Source organism: Mesorhizobium sp. PL10 (genome assembly GCF_053714315.1).
In genome coordinates this window covers 111,860-127,871 of the sequence record NZ_JBSKBR010000005.1, presented here as the reverse complement: position 1 = coordinate 127,871, position 16,012 = coordinate 111,860, and the positions used below count along the sequence as shown (strand labels likewise).

General features: G+C 63.7%; 16 protein-coding genes. 10 read left to right on the top strand and 6 right to left on the bottom strand.

The window, feature by feature from the left end; genetic code table 11:
• Positions 1–5 precede the first annotated feature (5 nt).
• From ACWGTO_RS10500 to ACWGTO_RS10465, 8 genes are all read left to right on the top strand, one after another.
• A complete protein-coding gene (locus ACWGTO_RS10500; RefSeq protein ID WP_454574785.1) occupies positions 6–449 on the top strand; it encodes an SRPBCC family protein in 444 nt (147 codons plus the stop codon).
• 15 nt (positions 450–464) lie between these two features.
• The gene (locus ACWGTO_RS10495) at positions 465–1,259 is read left to right on the top strand and encodes an FAD binding domain-containing protein (RefSeq protein ID WP_454574784.1); all 795 of its coding nucleotides are present in this window, start codon (positions 465–467) and stop codon (positions 1,257–1,259) included.
• A 61-nt stretch (positions 1,260–1,320) separates the two neighbouring features.
• The gene (locus ACWGTO_RS10490) at positions 1,321–1,803 is read left to right on the top strand and encodes a (2Fe-2S)-binding protein (protein WP_454574783.1); all 483 of its coding nucleotides are present in this window, start codon (positions 1,321–1,323) and stop codon (positions 1,801–1,803) included.
• A gap of 13 nt (positions 1,804–1,816) precedes the next feature.
• Positions 1,817–3,184, top strand: coding sequence for a xanthine dehydrogenase family protein molybdopterin-binding subunit (locus ACWGTO_RS10485; RefSeq protein ID WP_454574782.1), 1,368 nt, complete (start codon positions 1,817–1,819; stop codon positions 3,182–3,184).
• A 1-nt stretch (position 3,185) separates the two neighbouring features.
• Positions 3,186–4,190, top strand: coding sequence for a xanthine dehydrogenase family protein molybdopterin-binding subunit (locus ACWGTO_RS10480; protein ID WP_454574781.1), 1,005 nt, complete (start codon positions 3,186–3,188; stop codon positions 4,188–4,190).
• Positions 4,191–4,197: 7 nt separating this feature from the next.
• Complete coding sequence (locus ACWGTO_RS10475) at positions 4,198–5,079, top strand: AAA family ATPase (protein WP_454574780.1); 882 nt, start codon at positions 4,198–4,200, stop codon at positions 5,077–5,079.
• 146 nt (positions 5,080–5,225) lie between these two features.
• On the top strand, positions 5,226–6,344 hold the full coding sequence (locus tag ACWGTO_RS10470) for a vWA domain-containing protein (protein ID WP_454574779.1): 1,119 nt from the start codon (positions 5,226–5,228) through the stop codon (positions 6,342–6,344).
• The gene (locus ACWGTO_RS10465; protein WP_454574938.1) at positions 6,344–7,231 is read left to right on the top strand and encodes an amidohydrolase family protein; all 888 of its coding nucleotides are present in this window, start codon (positions 6,344–6,346) and stop codon (positions 7,229–7,231) included. Before ACWGTO_RS10470 ends, ACWGTO_RS10465 begins: the two co-directional genes overlap by 1 nt.
• 52 nt (positions 7,232–7,283) lie before the next feature.
• On the opposite strand, the gene ACWGTO_RS10460 is transcribed toward ACWGTO_RS10465, so the two are convergent.
• Together ACWGTO_RS10460 and ACWGTO_RS10455 are read right to left on the bottom strand one after the other, a co-directional pair.
• Positions 7,284–7,691, bottom strand: a complete 408-nt coding sequence (locus ACWGTO_RS10460; protein ID WP_454574778.1) for a carboxymuconolactone decarboxylase family protein — start codon at positions 7,689–7,691, stop codon at positions 7,284–7,286.
• A gap of 133 nt (positions 7,692–7,824) precedes the next feature.
• Positions 7,825–9,258: a DHA2 family efflux MFS transporter permease subunit gene (locus ACWGTO_RS10455; protein ID WP_454574777.1), complete on the bottom strand. Its 1,434-nt coding sequence runs from the start codon at positions 9,256–9,258 to the stop codon at positions 7,825–7,827.
• 112 nt (positions 9,259–9,370) lie between these two features.
• Here ACWGTO_RS10455 and ACWGTO_RS10450 point away from each other — a divergent pair, with 112 nt between their 5' ends.
• Both ACWGTO_RS10450 and ACWGTO_RS10445 read left to right on the top strand, forming a co-directional pair.
• The gene (locus ACWGTO_RS10450; protein ID WP_454574776.1) at positions 9,371–10,372 is read left to right on the top strand and encodes an ornithine cyclodeaminase family protein; all 1,002 of its coding nucleotides are present in this window, start codon (positions 9,371–9,373) and stop codon (positions 10,370–10,372) included.
• The gene (locus ACWGTO_RS10445; protein WP_454574775.1) at positions 10,369–11,850 is read left to right on the top strand and encodes an HAL/PAL/TAL family ammonia-lyase; all 1,482 of its coding nucleotides are present in this window, start codon (positions 10,369–10,371) and stop codon (positions 11,848–11,850) included. The genes ACWGTO_RS10450 and ACWGTO_RS10445 overlap by 4 nt, the downstream gene beginning before the upstream one ends.
• A gap of 24 nt (positions 11,851–11,874) precedes the next feature.
• Here the strand turns inward: ACWGTO_RS10445 and ACWGTO_RS10440 are convergent, their stop codons facing one another.
• The 4 genes from ACWGTO_RS10440 to ACWGTO_RS10425 form a co-directional block, all read right to left on the bottom strand.
• Positions 11,875–12,678 (bottom strand): 3-methyl-2-oxobutanoate hydroxymethyltransferase, encoded by an 804-nt coding sequence (locus ACWGTO_RS10440; protein WP_454574774.1) that lies wholly within the window; start codon positions 12,676–12,678, stop codon positions 11,875–11,877.
• A gap of 77 nt (positions 12,679–12,755) precedes the next feature.
• Positions 12,756–13,844, bottom strand: coding sequence for a fatty acid desaturase family protein (locus tag ACWGTO_RS10435; RefSeq protein WP_454574773.1), 1,089 nt, complete (start codon positions 13,842–13,844; stop codon positions 12,756–12,758).
• Between the two features lie 18 nt (positions 13,845–13,862).
• Positions 13,863–14,777, bottom strand: coding sequence for a sugar phosphate isomerase/epimerase family protein (locus ACWGTO_RS10430; RefSeq protein WP_454574772.1), 915 nt, complete (start codon positions 14,775–14,777; stop codon positions 13,863–13,865).
• Positions 14,778–14,834: 57 nt separating this feature from the next.
• The gene (locus ACWGTO_RS10425; protein ID WP_454574771.1) at positions 14,835–15,923 is read right to left on the bottom strand and encodes a Gfo/Idh/MocA family protein; all 1,089 of its coding nucleotides are present in this window, start codon (positions 15,921–15,923) and stop codon (positions 14,835–14,837) included.
• Between the last annotated feature and the right edge of the window lie 89 nt (positions 15,924–16,012).

Here is a 16,012-nt window from a genome sequence, read left to right as displayed (position 1 = left end):
AGCTCATGGTTGATGTCACCATATCCAGCGTCATCGACGCACCGGTCGAAGAGGTCTGGGCGCGTATACGCGACTTCAACGGCCTCCCAGGCTGGCACCCACGCATGGTGGAGAGCCATATCGAGGACGGCAAGGACGCCGGCACCATAGGCTGCGTGCGCAATTTCGAGCTCGCCAGCGGCGCCCGTATCCGCGAAAAACTGCTCGACTACTCCGATAAAAACTTCCTCGTCAGCTACTCCATACTGGAGACGCCGCAGCCGCTGACCAACCACAAGGCAACGCTGCAATTGCGCCGCGTGACCGACGGCGACCGCACCTATGCCGAATGGACCGCCAGCTTCGATGCCGCGCCCGAAGAAGCCGACAAGATCGCCGCCGGCATGGGCGCCAACGTCTTCCAGGGCGGCTTCAACGCTCTGAAGAGCCATTTCGCCGGCCAGAGCTGAGCCAAGGAGCCCGCCATGGCGCTTGCCCTCCAGACATTCCCGACGGTGAAGGATGCCAACGCAGCTTTGAAAGCCGCCGGCACACGCTATCTCGGCGGCGGCACGCTGGTCGTGCGCGCCACCAATGAAGGCGATGTCTCCGTCACCGGCCTTGTCCGCTCGACCGACCCGACCCTGTCCGGCATCGCAGTATCGGGCGGCACGGCCCGCATCGGCGCTTCGGTGACGATGGCGGCGATCGCCCGCCATCCGGACCTCGACGCCATTGCCAAAGCCGCGCGCGCCGTTGGCGGCCCGGCGGTCCGCAACATGGCCACCGTCGGCGGCAATCTGTTTGCGCCCGCGCCCTATGGCGACTTCACTGTCGCCCTGTTGGCGCTCGACGCCACCATTGGCACCGATGATGGGGAATTATCTTTGGAGAATTTCCTGGCCAAGCGGGACGACAGACGCGCCATCGTTACGTCAGTGAGCTTCGCGCTTCCAAAGGATGGCAGCTTCCGCTTCCTGAAGATATCGCGGGTCAAGCCGAAGGGCGTCTCGGTCCTCGGCATCGCAGCGATGCTCGAACAGGCCGCCGACGGCACAGTGTCGTCAGCGCGGATTGCGCTGGGCTGCATGGCAGACCGGCCGATGCGCGCCCGCGCAGCGGAAAAGGCGCTGATCGGCAGGAAACTTGACCAGGACGGCATCGCGGCGGCCCTGGCCGCCGCCGGTAAAGGCACTTCGCCCATCACCGATCCGATTGCCAGCGCTTGGTATCGCGCTGAAGTTCTGCCGGTGCATCTCGGGCGGCTACTGCTGAGTTAACCAGACAACACGTCGGGGGGCGCGCGCTTGCCCCTCGGGGCAGGCGCGCAAGGGAGGAAACATGGCAAAGGTCCCGGTCCAGTTCACGCTCAACGGCTCGGAAAAGGCCGAATTCGTCGACAGCGGCACGACGCTGCTGCATGCGCTGCGTGACAAGATCGGCGAAACATCGCCCAAAGGCGGTTGCCATCAGGGCACCTGCGGCGCCTGCTCGGTGATCATCGACGGTGAGTTACGGCTCTCCTGCCTGACCTTGGCCGAAACCTGCAATGGCGCGGTGATTACGACGACATCAGGCCTCGTTGAAGCCGGCGTTCTGCATCCGCTGCAGCGCGCCTTCCTCGACGCCTTCGCCACGCAATGCGGTTTCTGCACGCCGGGCATGATCATGGCCGCCAAGGTGCTGCTCGACCACACGCCCAACCCCAGCCGCGAGGACGTGGTCGAGGCGCTGTCCGGCAACATCTGCCGCTGCACCGGCTACGAACCGATCATCCAGGCGGTGCTCACCGCCGCGCGCGCCAATTCGCAGAACGCCGCCTGAGGGGACCAAAAGAATGGAATTGCGCAAAAACTATTTCGCCGATCAGCGCAAAGACGGCCTGCACGAGATCGGCCAGGGGCGGCCACGGCTGGATTCGCCGGGCCACGTCACCGGAAAAACGGCCTATTTCGCCGACCGCAATTTTCCCGGCACACTCCATCTGAAAATGGTGCGCAGCCCGCACCATCATGCACGCATTCGCTCGATCGACACGTCGGAGGCTGAAAGACATCCGGGCGTGGTGAAAATCCTCACCGCCAAGGATGTGCCGCACAATGTCTACACCATCCTGATCCTGATCCAGATCGGACCGGAGGACGAGACGGTGTTGGCCGACGGCAAGGTGCGCTGGAAGGGCGAGGCCGTGGTGGCGGTGCTGGCCGAGACCGAACGCGCCGCACAAGAGGCCGCTGCCAAGGTCAAGGTCGACTACGAGGTGCTGCCGGCCGTGTTCGACATGGAGGAAGCGCTGAAGCCCGGGGCGCCGCTGGTCAACGAATATCACGGCCAGAACTATTACCTCTATGACAGTGGCGAATGCCGCAAGGTCCGCTTCGGCGATGTCGAGGCAGGCTTTGCCGAGGCCGACCATATCCTCGAACAGAGCTACCAATCCTCGCCGATCGAACATGCGCCGACCGAGACCACGGGCTGCGTCGTGGTGCCCGAGAGCAATGACCGCTTCACCTGCTACACCAACACGCAGGCGATGTTCTTCACCCTCGACAACGCCTCGATCATCCTGCAAATGCCGGGCAGCAAACTGCACTTCGTCGGCGGCACGGTCGGCGGCGGCTTTGGCGGCAAGGTCGACGTGATCGTCGAGCCGATCGCCATTCTCGGCGCCAAGCTCACCGGGCGTCCTGTCTCCTTCATCTACAGCCGAGAGGAGGAGATGCAGATTTCCTCACCGCGCGCGGCCGAAAAAGTCGTCATCAAGGACGGCGTGATGAAGGATGGCCGCATCGTCGCGCGCAAGGTGACGGGGTATACCGATGCCGGCGCCTATTCGCGCCATTCGCCCTATGGCGCGCAGAAGGGCGCCGCACACTATCCCGGGCCTTACACCATCCCGAACGTCTGGATCGACACCTATTGCGTCTACACCAACCGCACGCCCTCCTCGGCCATGCGGGGCTTCGGCGTCACCATCGGCGACTTTGCGCTGGAGGTGCAGATGGACAAGCTGGCCCGGCTGATCGGCATGGATCCGCTCGAATTCCGCTTCATCAACGCCTACCGCGATGGCGACATGAAGGCGCATCGCCAGCCGACCGAGGGGGCAGCCCTGATCGAATGCATGCAGGAGGCCTCGCGCGCCGCCGACTGGCCGGTGGCGGAGAAATACATGGCGATGTCCTCCTACAAGACGGGAGCTTGAGATGGCGATCAGGCGCGGGCGCGGCGTCGCCGCGATCAACTATCCCACGGGCATGAATCTCGGCGGCGACCCGACGCAGGCGCTGGTGCATTCGACCCCGACCGGCAATTTCATGGTGACGCTGTCATCCGTCGATCTCGGCCAGGGCCTGAAGCAGATCATGGCGCAGATCTGCGCAGAAACCATCGGGGTGCCGACCGACCGCGTCACCATCGACACAGCCGATACCGACACCGGCCCGCACTGCATGGGCACCTTCGCCTCGCGCGGCACCCACCGCGCCGGCAATGCCGTCATTCAGGCGGCCAAGGAAGCCCGCGAGGTGATGCTGGAAGTGGCCGCCGAGGAGTTGGAGGTGAACGCCTCCGACCTCGAGACCGACGGCCAGGGCAACATACTGGTCAAGGGCGCACCGCAAAAATCGATCTCGATCTTCGATGTCGCGCTGTCGGCGCATTTCAAGCGCGGCCGCTCGATCTCCGGGCGCGGCATGTTCCTGATCCCGCGCTCCTATCCCGAGAAAGAGACCGGGGCGATGAAGCCGTCGACCTGCTACGCCCATGCCTGCACGGTGGCCGAGGTCGAGGTCGATGACGAGACCGGCGAAGTGACGGTGCTGACGGTCAAGAACATCTTCGAGATCGGCCGCGCGCTGAACCCGAAGATGGTCGAGCAGCAACTGGTCGGCGGCTCCTGGATGGGTATCTCCCATGCGCTCTACGAAACGACCGAACCCTATTATCCCAATCGCGACCATGGCGGCACCGACTTCAACCAGTACCTGATGCCGGGACCCGATGATCTCGCCCAAACCGAGATCATCGTGCTGGAGCGTCCATCGGCGGATGGCCCCTATGGCGCCAAGGGACCGGGCGAGATGTGCGCCAACCCGCAGATACCCGCCGTTGCCAATGCCGTCTTTGACGCCGTCGGCGTCCGCATCGACACGCTGCCGATCACGCCTGAACGGATCCTGCGCGCGCTGAAGGCGCAAGCGGCTGGCTGAGGACGCGATGATAGAAGCAAGTGCCGAGCAGCTCGCAGCCTCACCCGAGGCGATTGCCGATCGCCTCGCCGCTTCGCGCTATCTGGCGGATGAAAGCCTGGCCACCGCGATCTTCTTGGCCGTCCGCTTGGGCAAGCCGCTGCTGCTCGAAGGCGCGCCGGGCGTCGGCAAGACGGAAGCGGCCAAGGCGATTGCCGAATTGCTCGGCCGCGATCTGGTGCGGCTGCAATGCTATGAAGGCATCGACGCCGCGCATGCGCTATATGAGTGGAACTATCAGCGCCAGTTGCTCGCCATCCGCCATGCCGGCGAACACGAGATCGACATCTACGACGACCGGTTTCTGATCGCCCGGCCACTGCTGCAGGTGCTGCGGGCACCTCGGCAACGCGTGCTGCTGGTCGACGAGATCGACCGTTCCGATCACGAATTCGAAGCGTTGCTTCTGGAATTCCTCTCCGATTTCCAGATCAGCATCCCCGAACGTGGCACCATTCGCGCCGAAGCGCAGCCGATCGTCATCCTGACCTCCAACCGCACCCGCGAACTCGCCGAAGCGCTGCGCCGGCGCTGCGTCTATCACTGGATCGGCTATCCCGATGCCGAGCGCGAGGCCGCCATCATTATGCTGCGCGCCGGCGATGTCGCGGAGGCGACGGCTCGCGCCGTGGCAGGCGCAGTGCAGACCATCCGTGCCCGCCCACTCGCCAAGCCGCCCGGCATCGCCGAAGCGGTGGAGTGGGCCAATGCCGCGACCATCCTGGAGAAGGGCGGCAGCCCGTGGCCGGAAGCCTTCCGCCGCGCCATCGGTGTGCTGATCAAGGACGAGGAAGACCTGACCGAGATTGCGCCGGAGCTCGGCCGCATCGTCGAGGAGGCGCTGGGGTGAGCCGGGACCTAGGTGACCCCTTCGCCCCGTTTACGGGGAGAAGGTGCCCCGAAGGGGCGGATGAGGGGCAGCGCCAACCTTCGATGTCGGGGCTGCCCCTCACCTGCCTGCCGGCATCCTCTCTCCGTAAACGGGGAGAGGTGAGCTTGCCCCGCGCCGCCGCTCCCTTCCTCGATTTCGCACGCCTGCTGCGCGGCCACGCTTTCCCCATCGCCCCCGAACAAGTCTCCAGCTTCATGCAAGCCGTAACCCTGCTCGGCCCACGCTCCATGAACGACGTCCGCGAGGCGGCTCTTGCGACGCTCGCGCCTCCACCCGACCGCCGCAATGAATTCGAGGCGCATTTCCGCAGCCACTTCCATGGCGATGGCCAACCTTCCGTCGAAGGCGAAGAAGACGAGGAAACACGCATCAAGGACGATGGCGGCAGGCGCGAGGAAGAGAACCGGGCCACACGCCAGGAAAAGGGCGGCGAGCTGTCGTCGGCCAACGAACAACTGAGCACCCGCGACTTCCAGCGCGACGACGATGACCTCGGTTCCTTTCGCCGCAAGCTCTCGTCCGCCCTGCCCGCGCGCCGCTCCTTCCGCACCGTGCGCACCCATTCGCGCGGCAAGCTCGACCTGCGTCGCTCGCTCAGCGAAATCGTCAGCGCCGATGGCGATATCCCCTCGCCGCAGCTTCGCCGCCGACAGACGGTGCCGCGCAAGCTGCTGATGCTCATCGATATCTCCGGCTCGATGAAATTGCACACCGCCGATTATCTCAAGCTCGCGCATGCAGTGGTGCAAGGCGCGGATCGCGCCGAAATCTTCACCTTCGGCACGCGGCTCACCCGCATCACCTCGGCGCTGCGCATCCGCGACCGCGACCAGGCGCTGGCGCGCGCTGCGGCCCAGGTCGACGACTGGGATGGCGGCACCCGCATGGGACCGACCTTGCTCGCATTCCTGTCCGTGCCACGGTTCTCCGCCTTTGCGCGCGGTGCAGCAATCGTCATCCTTTCGGATGCGCTGGAGCGCGGCGATCGTGGCGCGTTGGTAACAGCGATGCGCCGGCTGAGCGCCCGCGCCTTCCGGCTGTCGCTTGCCACACCTTTGGCCGGCGATCCACGTTTCCACCCTGAAACAGCAGCACTCAAAGCCATCCTGCCAGACCTCGACGATCTCATCGACGGCTCGTCGCTCAGGAGTCTCACCGATTTCATCCTGTCGCTCGCCCGCCCCGCCCCGGCGGCTTCGACAATCTGGAAAAGGGTATCGTGATGCAGAAAGCCATCGACGCGCATTTTCACATCTGGCGCCAGCAGGATCAGCCCTGGCTGGTCGGGCCGATGGTGCCGCGCATCTTCGGCCCTTACGAGCCGATCCGCCGCGACTATCCGATCGGGGAATTCCTCGAGGACCAGAAAGGCTCGGGCGTCGAAAAGGCAGTCTATGTCCAGACCAACTGGGCCAAGGAGGATTTCGAGAAGGAAGTCGCCTTCCTGCAGAAGACCGCCGACGAAACCGGCTGGCCGCATGCCATTGTCGGTTATGCCGACATGACAGTGGACGATGTCCGTCCCCAGATCGACCGGCTGATGAAATACCCCCTGCTGCGCGGCGTGCGCATGCAACTGCACTGGCACGAAACGCCGGCCTTCCGCTTCGCCGCCTCCGCCGATCAGGTCATCGACCCCAGGGTGCGCGCCAATGTCGCCCGGCTGAAGGACTACGGCCTGTCCTTCGACCTGCAGCTTTTCCCCGCCCAGATGAAGGACGGGCTGACGCTGGTCGGCGAGAACCCTGAAACCAATTTCATCCTCACCCATGCCGGCATGCTGACCGGAACGGATGAGAAAACCACCGAAGCGTGGAAAGCCGGCCTGCGAACGCTCTCGGCGGCGCCGAACTTCTACGCCAAACTCTCAGGCCTGGGCACTTTCGTCCACCGCAACGACGCGGATCTGATAGCCTACATCGTCGACAATGCGATCGACATTTTAGGCGCGGACCATTTGATGTTCGGCTCGAACTTTCCGATCGAGAAACTCTGGACCAGCCACGCCGAACTCATCAAGGCGCACCGCGCTGCGGTGGCCAAGCACGGCGCGGCGGCTGAGGCGGATATCTTCTGGAACACGGCAGAGAAGGTGTATCGGCCGATGTAGTTGCGCCCCTGCCTTCTCCCCTTCTCGTGGGAGAAGAGTAGTGCCGCCGCCTCTATTTCACATCGAATTGCGGATCGACCGGGATCTGCATTGCCGTCACCAGATGGTTGGTCTGGCCGGCGAGCCCGATGATCGACACCAGTTCGCCGTGCTGCGCATCGGTCATGCCTTTGGCGCGTGCCGCGGCCGTGTGCGAATGGACGCAGTAGGAGCAGCCATTGGCGGTCGACACGGCGACGTAGATCAGTTCCTTGGTCAGCGGATCGATGGCGCTTTCCGTGGCCATCACTACCTTTACCTGCTCCCATGTCCGTTTCAGCAACACCGGATCATTGGCCAGCCCGCGCCAGAAATTGTTGACGAAATCGGATTTGCGCGTCGCACGGATATCGTCGAAGACGGCTTTGACCACCGGGATTGTCTCCACCTCATCATCGCTGAGCAGTCTTATGGCGGCCATGATGTGTCCTTTCGTTTGGATCATTCAGCAAGCGGGTGAATCAAGGCGTGAGCAAACACGGCTAATCTCTTTGCCGCACTTTGAATTTGCCCCGTCCAGGCAACGAATTATTCCACGACCGTCGGTCCCGATCTTAACCCCGCGTCGCGTGGCCGGAAACCTCCGCGCCGGCAGCGGGCGGCAGCGCGAGGAACCGCAACGCCGCCACCAACCCGATGGCACCGATCACCACGAACGCGATGCGAAAATCGACGAGGTCGAGCGCCGGCCGGTCCCTGGTGATCTGCGACAGGTTGAGGATCGCCGCCGCGACCGCGACGCCGAACAGCATCGATATCTGTTGAAGCATGGAGGACAGCGTTGCCGCCGAGCTGCGCTGCGTCGCGTCGATATCGGCGAAGGCCAGCGTGTTGAGCGCGGTGAACTGCATCGAGCGCGACAGGCCGGCGACCAGCATCAGCGCCACCACCAGAGCCTGCGGTGTGTCAGGCGAGATCGCGGCGCAGGCCATGATCGCGGCCGAGGCGATCAGGCCGTTGACGACCATCACTGCGCGGAACCCGAAACGCCGCAGCGTCGGTGTCGTCACCGTCTTCATGCCGAGATTGCCGAGGAAATAGGCCAGGATCATCAACCCTGCATCGACCGGCGAAAGCCCGAAGCCGACCTGGAACAGCAGCGGCAACAGGAACGGTGTGGCGTTGATCGCCACCCGGAAGATGGTGCCGGCGGCAAGCGTCGAGATGGCGAAGGTCTGCACCTTGAATGAGGATAGATCGAGCAGTGGATGCGGCGCGCGCCGGAGATGCCGCACCGCCAGCCAGCCGATGACGATACCCGCCGCAATCAGCAGCACCGTCGGCAAGGCGCCGTCCTCCGGATGCGCGATGCGTTCCAGGCCGTAGAGCAGGAGCGCGAGCCCCAGCGATGTCAGGAAAAATCCCGGCCAGTCCAGCGGTTTGAGATCGGCCTCGCGGTCACCCGGAATGAAGCGCGCAACCAGCGCCAGCCCGATCAGCCCGAGCGGGATGTTGATGAAGAAATTCCAGTGCCAGGAGAGATAGGTGGTGATGAAGCCGCCAAGCATTGGCCCGACGACAGGCGCAAACAGCGCCGGCCAGGTGATCAGCGCCGTGGCATTGAGCAATTCCGACTTCGGCGCATTGCGCAGCACAAGAATGCGGCCGACCGGCGTCATCAGCGCGCTGCCAAGGCCTTGCACGACGCGGGCGGCAACGAATTGGGCAAGGCTCTGCGAAAAGCCGCAGGCAAGCGAGGCCAGCGTGAACAATACGATCGCCAGCAGGAAGATGTTGCGTGCGCCGAAGCGGTCGGCGAGCCAGCCCGACAGCGGCACGAACACCGCCATGGTCAGCATATAGGCAGTGATGCCGATGCTCATCGCCACCGCCGGCACGCCGAAGGATTCTCCCATCTGCGGCAGCGAGGTCGAGATGATCGTCGAATCCAAGAGCTGCATGAAAAACGCGATGGCGACGATCAGCGCCACGCGCCGCGCATTGCTGGCGGTTGCGGCCGAGGCTTCGGTGTCGGGAACGGCAGTCATGACGAACCGCGTTGAACAGCATATGGCTGGCCCAGTCCAGAGCCTAGCCAACAAACTTCCGTGTCGGCCCGCAGCCTGTTATGGATTAGCGCCATAGCGGCAAGGAGCCTGGATGAAGCCGATCTATATCGACTACCTCAATGCCCTCGATATCGAAGCCCTTGAGATGACCGACGGGGAAATCATTGCCGCCGTCGAGGCTGGGCTTATCGCGCAAGGCAACGGCCAGACAGTGATCGAGCCGCGAGTCCATCTTGAACCCGACCCATCGTTCCACGGCCATTTCAACGTGCTGCGCGGCTACGTCGCGCCGCTCGATGCGGCCGGCGTAAAAATCGTCGGCGACTATGTCGACAATTATCTGCACGGCCTGCCCTCGGAATTCGGCATTCTGAACCTGTTTGATCCGCGCACCGGCACACCGCGCGCCATTCTCGACGCCACCGTCATCACCGACATGCGCACCGGCGCAGTCACCGCCATCGGCGCCAAGCATCTGGCGCGCAAGAGCTCGAAGGTTCTGGCCCATATCGGGGCGCGCGGCACCGCCTACTGGAACGTGCGCCTGCTCGACTATCTCTTCGACTTCGACGAGATCCGCGTCCATTCGCGCCGCCCGGAAAGCCGCGACGGCTTTGCCGCAAGATTGTCCGCCGATCTCGGCAAGACAGTCACGGCGGTGGCCGACTGGGAGAGCTGCGTCAAGGGCGCCGATATCGTCGTCGAGGCCTCACGGCTTTCGGAACCGCAGCCGCTGCTCAAGACCGAATGGATCAAGCCCGGCGCGTTCGTCGTGCCCTATGGCACGATGAGCGCGGTGGAGATATCACTTACCGACATCATGCAGAAAATGGTCGTCGACGACTGGGGCCAGTGCAAGGGTGGCAAGTTCGGTTCGCTGCGCGCCCATGTCGAGACCGGACGACTGAGCGAAACGACGCTGCATGCCGAGCTCGGCCAGATCGCCGCCGGCCTTAAGCCGGGCAGGCAGAGCGACGACGAGACGATCCTGTTCTGGCATCGCGGCCTGTCGCTGTCCGACATTGCGCTGGGCAAGGCGATGCTTGCCAAGGCCGCTGATAAGGGAATTGGCCAGAGGCTGCGCTTCGCATGAGCGCGCTCGTCCTCAACGGCGTCGGCATCAGCGTCGAGGACGTCGCGGCGGTTGCCCGTGGCGGTCGCAAGGTCGAGGTTGAGCCCGCCGTCATCGAGAGGCTCGACAAGGCCCGCAAGGTGCTCGACCAGGCCGCCGCGTCCGGCCAGCAGATTTACGGCCTCAACACCGGGCTCGGCGCCAATCTCGGCACCACGGTCGAGGGCGATGGCAGCGCCTTCCAGCGCCAGTTGCTGGAAGGGCGCAGCGGCGCCGTCGGCGAACCCTTGCCGCAAGAGGCGGTGCGGGCGACCATGCTGGCGCGCGCCGCGATGTTCTCGGTTGGCGGTTCGGGTATTTCGCCGGCGGTTTTGACCGCCCTTGTCGACGCGCTCAATGCGGGCGTGCATCCTGTGATGCCGTCTCTAGGTTCAATCGGCGCCGGCGACCTGCTGCTGATGACCGCGATAGCCCGCACGCTGATTGCGGAGGGCGAGGCCGACTACCAAGGCCGGCGCATGCCTTCGGCAAAGGCGCTGATGATGGCGCGGTTGGCGCCGGTCACTCTGGCGCCGAAAGACGGACTGTCGTTGATCAACGCTTCGGCGGTCTCGACGGGCGCCGGCGCGCTGGCGCTCGTTGATGCCCTCTCAGCCTTTGAACAACAGCAACAAGCCGGCGCACTGACGATGGAGGCACTTGGCGCCAACCGCACCATCCTCGATCCGCGTCTGCATCTGGCGCGGCCGGCGGCCTGCCAGCAGCTTGCGGCAAAGGAGCTTCGCGATCTGCTCGCCCGCGACGAGCAGCAGCCGCCCACCACCTTGCAGGATCCGCTTTCGGTCCGCTGCATGCCGTCGATACACGGCGCGCTGATCCAGGCGATCGACAATGCAAGGCTTGCGGTAGAAATCGAGCTCAACGCGGCGGCCGACAATCCGTTGGTACTCGGAGAGGACAATCTGGTGTTGTCGACCGGCAATTTCCACACGGCGTCAATGGCACTCGCTTTCGAGACGCTTGGCCTCGCCATCGCGCAGGCCTCAGCCGCAACGGCCGCACGCTTCGTCCAGCTCACCGGCTCCGGCCGCAACGGCCTGCCCAAATATTTGTCGCCAATCGGCGGCGCCTCGGCCGGCTTCGTGCCGCTACAAAAGACAGTCACGGCGATCCTCGCCGCCATCCGCCACAAGGCCAATCCCGTGATGCTCGACTTCCTTCCGGTCTCGGAAGGCGTCGAGGACCATGCGACACAGACGCTGCTCGCTGTTACGAAATGCTCCGGCATGATCACCCTGTGGCGACGGTTGATCGCCTTTGAACTGATGGCGGCAGCGCAGGCGGTCGATTTGCGCCAAGGCCTGACGCTGGCGCCGGCGACAGGAGTCATCCATGCGGCGGTGCGCGCGCACGTGGCGAGCCTTAGGGAAGACAGGCCGCTCGGCCCGGACGCCGAGCCGCTTTACGCCTCGCTCGCCAACGGCGGTTGGCGGGCGTAACAGCGACCAGCCAGATCGGCGAGTTCAGGCCTTTTCATCCACCCTTTTCATGAACTGGCTGAGCTCGGCCGGGTCCATGCGCACGACATGCCTGTCTTCCGGGTATGCGCCGCTGTTGACGTCGGCGACATATTCGGAAAATGCCGCCACCCGTTCCCCCTGCAGCCGGTCATACTCGGCGGCGAAGTTGCGATAGACCTTGGAATGGCGCGGCATGTGGCCCCGGTTCTGGCCGAGAATGTCGTCGGCGAACAGATATTGCGCGTCGCAGCCGGTGCCTGCCCCCATCGACAGCATGATCAGCGAGGTGCGTTCCGAGATTGCCTTGGCGACCTCGACCGGCACCACTTCGATCTCTGCGCCTAGCGCGCCGACGGCCTCGTACTGCTTGACGGCCTCAAAAATCTGCACGGCGGTGTCGGCGGTCTTGCCAACCGCCTTGAAACCGCCGGTCCAGGTAGCGCGGGAAGGAATGAGGCCGACATGGCCAATCACCGGAATCGCGTCGTCTGCCAGCCGCTTCACGGTGGCGAAGCCGGCGCTGCAATAGACCGCGTCGGCGCCCGCCTTGTAGAGACTGAACGCCCAGCGCAGGAAATCGTCCGCCGTGCCGATCTCATAAAAGTTCTCGCCCGGCATGGTGAACAGGCTGGGTGCGGCGTCGCGGTATTGCGGATTGAGCACCAGCTCGGGCGGCACCGAGACGATGTCGACCCCCGCCCGCTCGGCGGCCTCGGCCTCATCCATGGTCAAGACGCGCAGCATGGTCAGCTGGCGCTTGCCTTTCATGGCTCGCAGATCGGCCACCGTCGGTCTTTTTCTGCCCATCGAAGTTCCCCTTTGTCTTGTTGCCCGCGGCCCAGCCAACTCGATCATGGCCTCGACCATCGCTTTCCCTAGCAAAACTACTCCGCCGCCGCCGACATATCGACCTCGTGGAACTCGCCGCGATAGGGCCGCGCCGTCGGCGGCAATTCGCGCTTGAGGAAATAATCCTCGTATTTCAGCTGTTTCAGCAGCACCGGCCAGACCTCGCGATAGGCATGCCCCATCGACGGGTTCGCCACCGGCAGGTCGTGCTTGATCAGTTCGTGCAGCTTCGGCAGCGCGTGATAGGGCACCATCGGGAACATGTGGTGTTCGACGTGATAGTTCATGTTCCAGTAGATAAAGCGGCTCACCGGGTTCATGTAGACGGTGCGCGTATTCAGTCTGTGGTCGACGACGTTGTCGGCCAGCCCAATATGCTGCAGCAGGCCGGTCAGCACCATGTGCCAAGTGCCATAGAGGCGCGGCAGACCGATCAGCACCATCGGCACCCATGACCCCAGCGCGATCGCCAAAGCGATCGCCGCGACATACACCGCCATGTGCCAGCGCGCCGCGGTAATGGCCTTGGCCTGCTCCATCTCCGGGATGTAGCTCTTCTCGTCATCGGACAATCTGCCGAACGCCTGCCGCGCCAGCGTCGGCAGCGAATAGCGGAAATCGAGAATGCCGGTGAAGGCGAGCGCCGCCTTGAGCAGGTCGGGTGGCCGCATCACAGCTATCTCGGCATCGCGGCCAACGATGATGGTGTCGGTGTGGTGGCGGGCATGGCTCCAGCGCCATTGTACTGGATTGCGCACCACCATGAACGAGGCAATCTCGTAGATGACATCGTTCATCCAGCGCGTCCGAAACGCCGTTCCGTGGCCGCACTCATGCCAGCGCGAGTCGCTGGACGAGCCATAGAGCACGCCATAGACCAGCAGGAACGGCACCACCCACCATGTCCCCCAGAACCAGATGATACCGGCGGCCGAGCCAAGGATCGCGGCGATCCAGATGACGGTGTCGCGGATCGCCGGCCCGTCTGAGCGCTGCATCAGCTCCTTCATCGCCTTGCGCGGCACATCCGTGTGGTACCACTCGGCTGACGCCAGCCCGGTCTCGATGGCCCGGCGGGTGCTTTCGCCGACCAGGCTGTAATCGCGCTTTGTCTTGGCTGCCATCACCGTCTCGCCCTGCCCTCAAAGACCGTTGGCGCGGAATTTCCCATCCAGGAATGTCTTCGCGCGCGGCACGTCGTCCTCGGTCAGATGCTCGATGATAACAGGAATGTTCGGATGCTTTTCGCTGAGCCGCTGCAGATAGAGATCGTAGTTCAGTGAACCGAGACCCGGCGCCGGCAATTCGATCTCGCCGACGCCGCGAAAGGTCAGCCCCTCATGCGCGTCTGCATCGCCGATGTCGGCATGCTTCTCTGTCTTGTCGCTGCCCGAACGCTTCACATCCTTGGCGTGCGCGATCCTGATCTTGTCGGTCAGCGTGTCGAACACCTGGTTCAGCACTTGATCCATGCGGTCGATGTTGTGCGCCTCGAAATAATTGGTCGGGTCCATCAACAGGCCAAGGCCCGGATGGTCGACCTGCGCGAACATCTTCACCGTCTCCTCGACCGAGCCGACGACATTGTTGACATAGGTCTCAAGCAAGAACACCGCCCCATGGTCATAGGCGGTCTGGGCAAGGTCCGAGATCACCCTGCGGCATTCCTCGAACCCTTCCTCGGTCTTGTTCTTGGGGTGATGCACCCAGTCGGATTCGGTGTTGTAGGTGCCGGTCTCTGAGATCACATAAGGCGAGCCGAAGTCGCGCGCGTTACGGATGATCTCCTTGAGATAATCGACGCGCTTTGCGCGCTCGGCTTTATCAGGGTGGATGATGTTGGTGTAGCCGGAGATACAGCAGACCGGAAGATTATGGTCGCGGAACGTGTCCCGCACCGTCCTTGCCTTATCCCTGGTGATCTCTCCGGCCGTGAGATCGACATCCCTGAAATGCATGTCGAGCTGCACCGTGTTGAAACCGAGCCCGCGGATGCGCTTTGCGGCCTCGGCGAGCTCATAGGGGAAATAGCCGGTGAAGATCCCTGCCTGCATCATGATGTGAACTCCTCCCGGTAAGCGATTCAGCCGCCACGCTATTTGGCGGCAAGATGTTCAGTCGATCGAGATCTCGGACAGTTTTACGGTGCGGCCTTCCGCCATCGACCGGTAGCCGGCCTCCACCAGTGCCATCGTCTTGACGTTGTCAGCGATCGACAGCGCCGGCGGCGTGCCTGTCTTCACCGCATGCTGCAATTGCTCCATCACGCCGATGAAGGCGTGCGGGAACCACATCGTGTCCCAGCTTGGACTCACCCACTCTCCACCGGTCGTCTCGGTCGAGGCATAGGTCAGTGTCGAGGCCACGCCCTTCGGCCAGCCGATCGTGCCCTTGGCGACACCCTTGGTGCCGTCGACGCGCCAGTTGATGTGCTGGTCGTCGGCGTAGCCTTCCTGCCGCGGGCCGGACCAGACATCCTCCAGCGACACGGCGAGCACGCCGGAGGGAAAGCGCAGCGTAGAGACGGTGATGCCGTCTGAATGATCGAACGTCGTGCGCGGGTCTTTGCGCGTCAGCGTGGTGATCTCCTGGGGATCACCGAAGAGGAAGCGCAGCACGTCGAGATGATGCACGCTCATATTGGCGAGCGTCAGACGATCATAGTCGGCCAAGAATGTCTGCCAGTGCGGGATCGCATGCATGTCGATCTGCGCGAAGACGATCTCGCCCAGCGCGCCGCTGTCGATGATCTGCTTCAACACGCGCATCGACTGGTCGTAGCGCATGTTCTGGTTGACCGAGAGGATCTTGCCGGATTTTGCCGCTTCGTCGCGCAGCTTGACCGCCTCCTCGACCGACAGCGCCAGCGGCTTCTGCGCCAGGATCGCCTTGATGTGCTTCTGCTTCAGCGCATGGCGGATCAGCGCCGGCTGCTGGTCGGGCGGAAAGGCAAGGTCGACGATCTCGACCCCGGGATCTTCGATCAGCTGTTCCGGCGTGTCGTGAACGACTGGAATGCTCCAGCGCGTCGCCACCTTCTCGGCGCTGGCCTTGGTGCGCGAGGCGATAGCCACCACTTGGAAACCGGCCTGCGCATAGGCGGCGAGATGGCATTCGGCCATGATCATGCCGGCGCCGATGCAGCCGATCCGGTATTCGCTGGTGCGAACCCTCACATCCGGCTCGAAACCCTGGCCTGCCATCCATTCCTCCACTGGGGAACAGGATATAACGCCATGGCCGGTGGATCAGCCAAGGTCCGCTCCATCAATTCCCATCAGAGCCCGCGCGG

Bases quoted from the DNA above. Each gene is read 5' to 3' on its own strand.
- ACWGTO_RS10500 (WP_454574785.1), top strand. From the start codon at position 6: ATGGTTGATGTCACCATATCCAGCGTCATCGACGCACCGGTCGAAGAG.
- ACWGTO_RS10495 (WP_454574784.1), top strand. From the start codon at position 465: ATGGCGCTTGCCCTCCAGACATTCCCGACGGTGAAGGATGCCAACGCA.
- ACWGTO_RS10490 (WP_454574783.1), top strand. From the start codon at position 1,321: ATGGCAAAGGTCCCGGTCCAGTTCACGCTCAACGGCTCGGAAAAGGCC.
- ACWGTO_RS10485 (WP_454574782.1), top strand. From the start codon at position 1,817: ATGGAATTGCGCAAAAACTATTTCGCCGATCAGCGCAAAGACGGCCTG.
- ACWGTO_RS10480 (WP_454574781.1), top strand. From the start codon at position 3,186: ATGGCGATCAGGCGCGGGCGCGGCGTCGCCGCGATCAACTATCCCACG.
- ACWGTO_RS10475 (WP_454574780.1), top strand. From the start codon at position 4,198: ATGATAGAAGCAAGTGCCGAGCAGCTCGCAGCCTCACCCGAGGCGATT.
- ACWGTO_RS10465 (WP_454574938.1), top strand. From the start codon at position 6,344: ATGCAGAAAGCCATCGACGCGCATTTTCACATCTGGCGCCAGCAGGAT.
- ACWGTO_RS10460 (WP_454574778.1), bottom strand. From the start codon at position 7,691: ATGGCCGCCATAAGACTGCTCAGCGATGATGAGGTGGAGACAATCCCG.
- ACWGTO_RS10455 (WP_454574777.1), bottom strand. From the start codon at position 9,258: ATGACTGCCGTTCCCGACACCGAAGCCTCGGCCGCAACCGCCAGCAAT.
- ACWGTO_RS10450 (WP_454574776.1), top strand. From the start codon at position 9,371: ATGAAGCCGATCTATATCGACTACCTCAATGCCCTCGATATCGAAGCC.
- ACWGTO_RS10445 (WP_454574775.1), top strand. From the start codon at position 10,369: ATGAGCGCGCTCGTCCTCAACGGCGTCGGCATCAGCGTCGAGGACGTC.
- ACWGTO_RS10440 (WP_454574774.1), bottom strand. From the start codon at position 12,678: ATGGGCAGAAAAAGACCGACGGTGGCCGATCTGCGAGCCATGAAAGGC.
- ACWGTO_RS10435 (WP_454574773.1), bottom strand. From the start codon at position 13,844: ATGGCAGCCAAGACAAAGCGCGATTACAGCCTGGTCGGCGAAAGCACC.
- ACWGTO_RS10430 (WP_454574772.1), bottom strand. From the start codon at position 14,777: ATGATGCAGGCAGGGATCTTCACCGGCTATTTCCCCTATGAGCTCGCC.
- ACWGTO_RS10425 (WP_454574771.1), bottom strand. From the start codon at position 15,923: ATGGCAGGCCAGGGTTTCGAGCCGGATGTGAGGGTTCGCACCAGCGAA.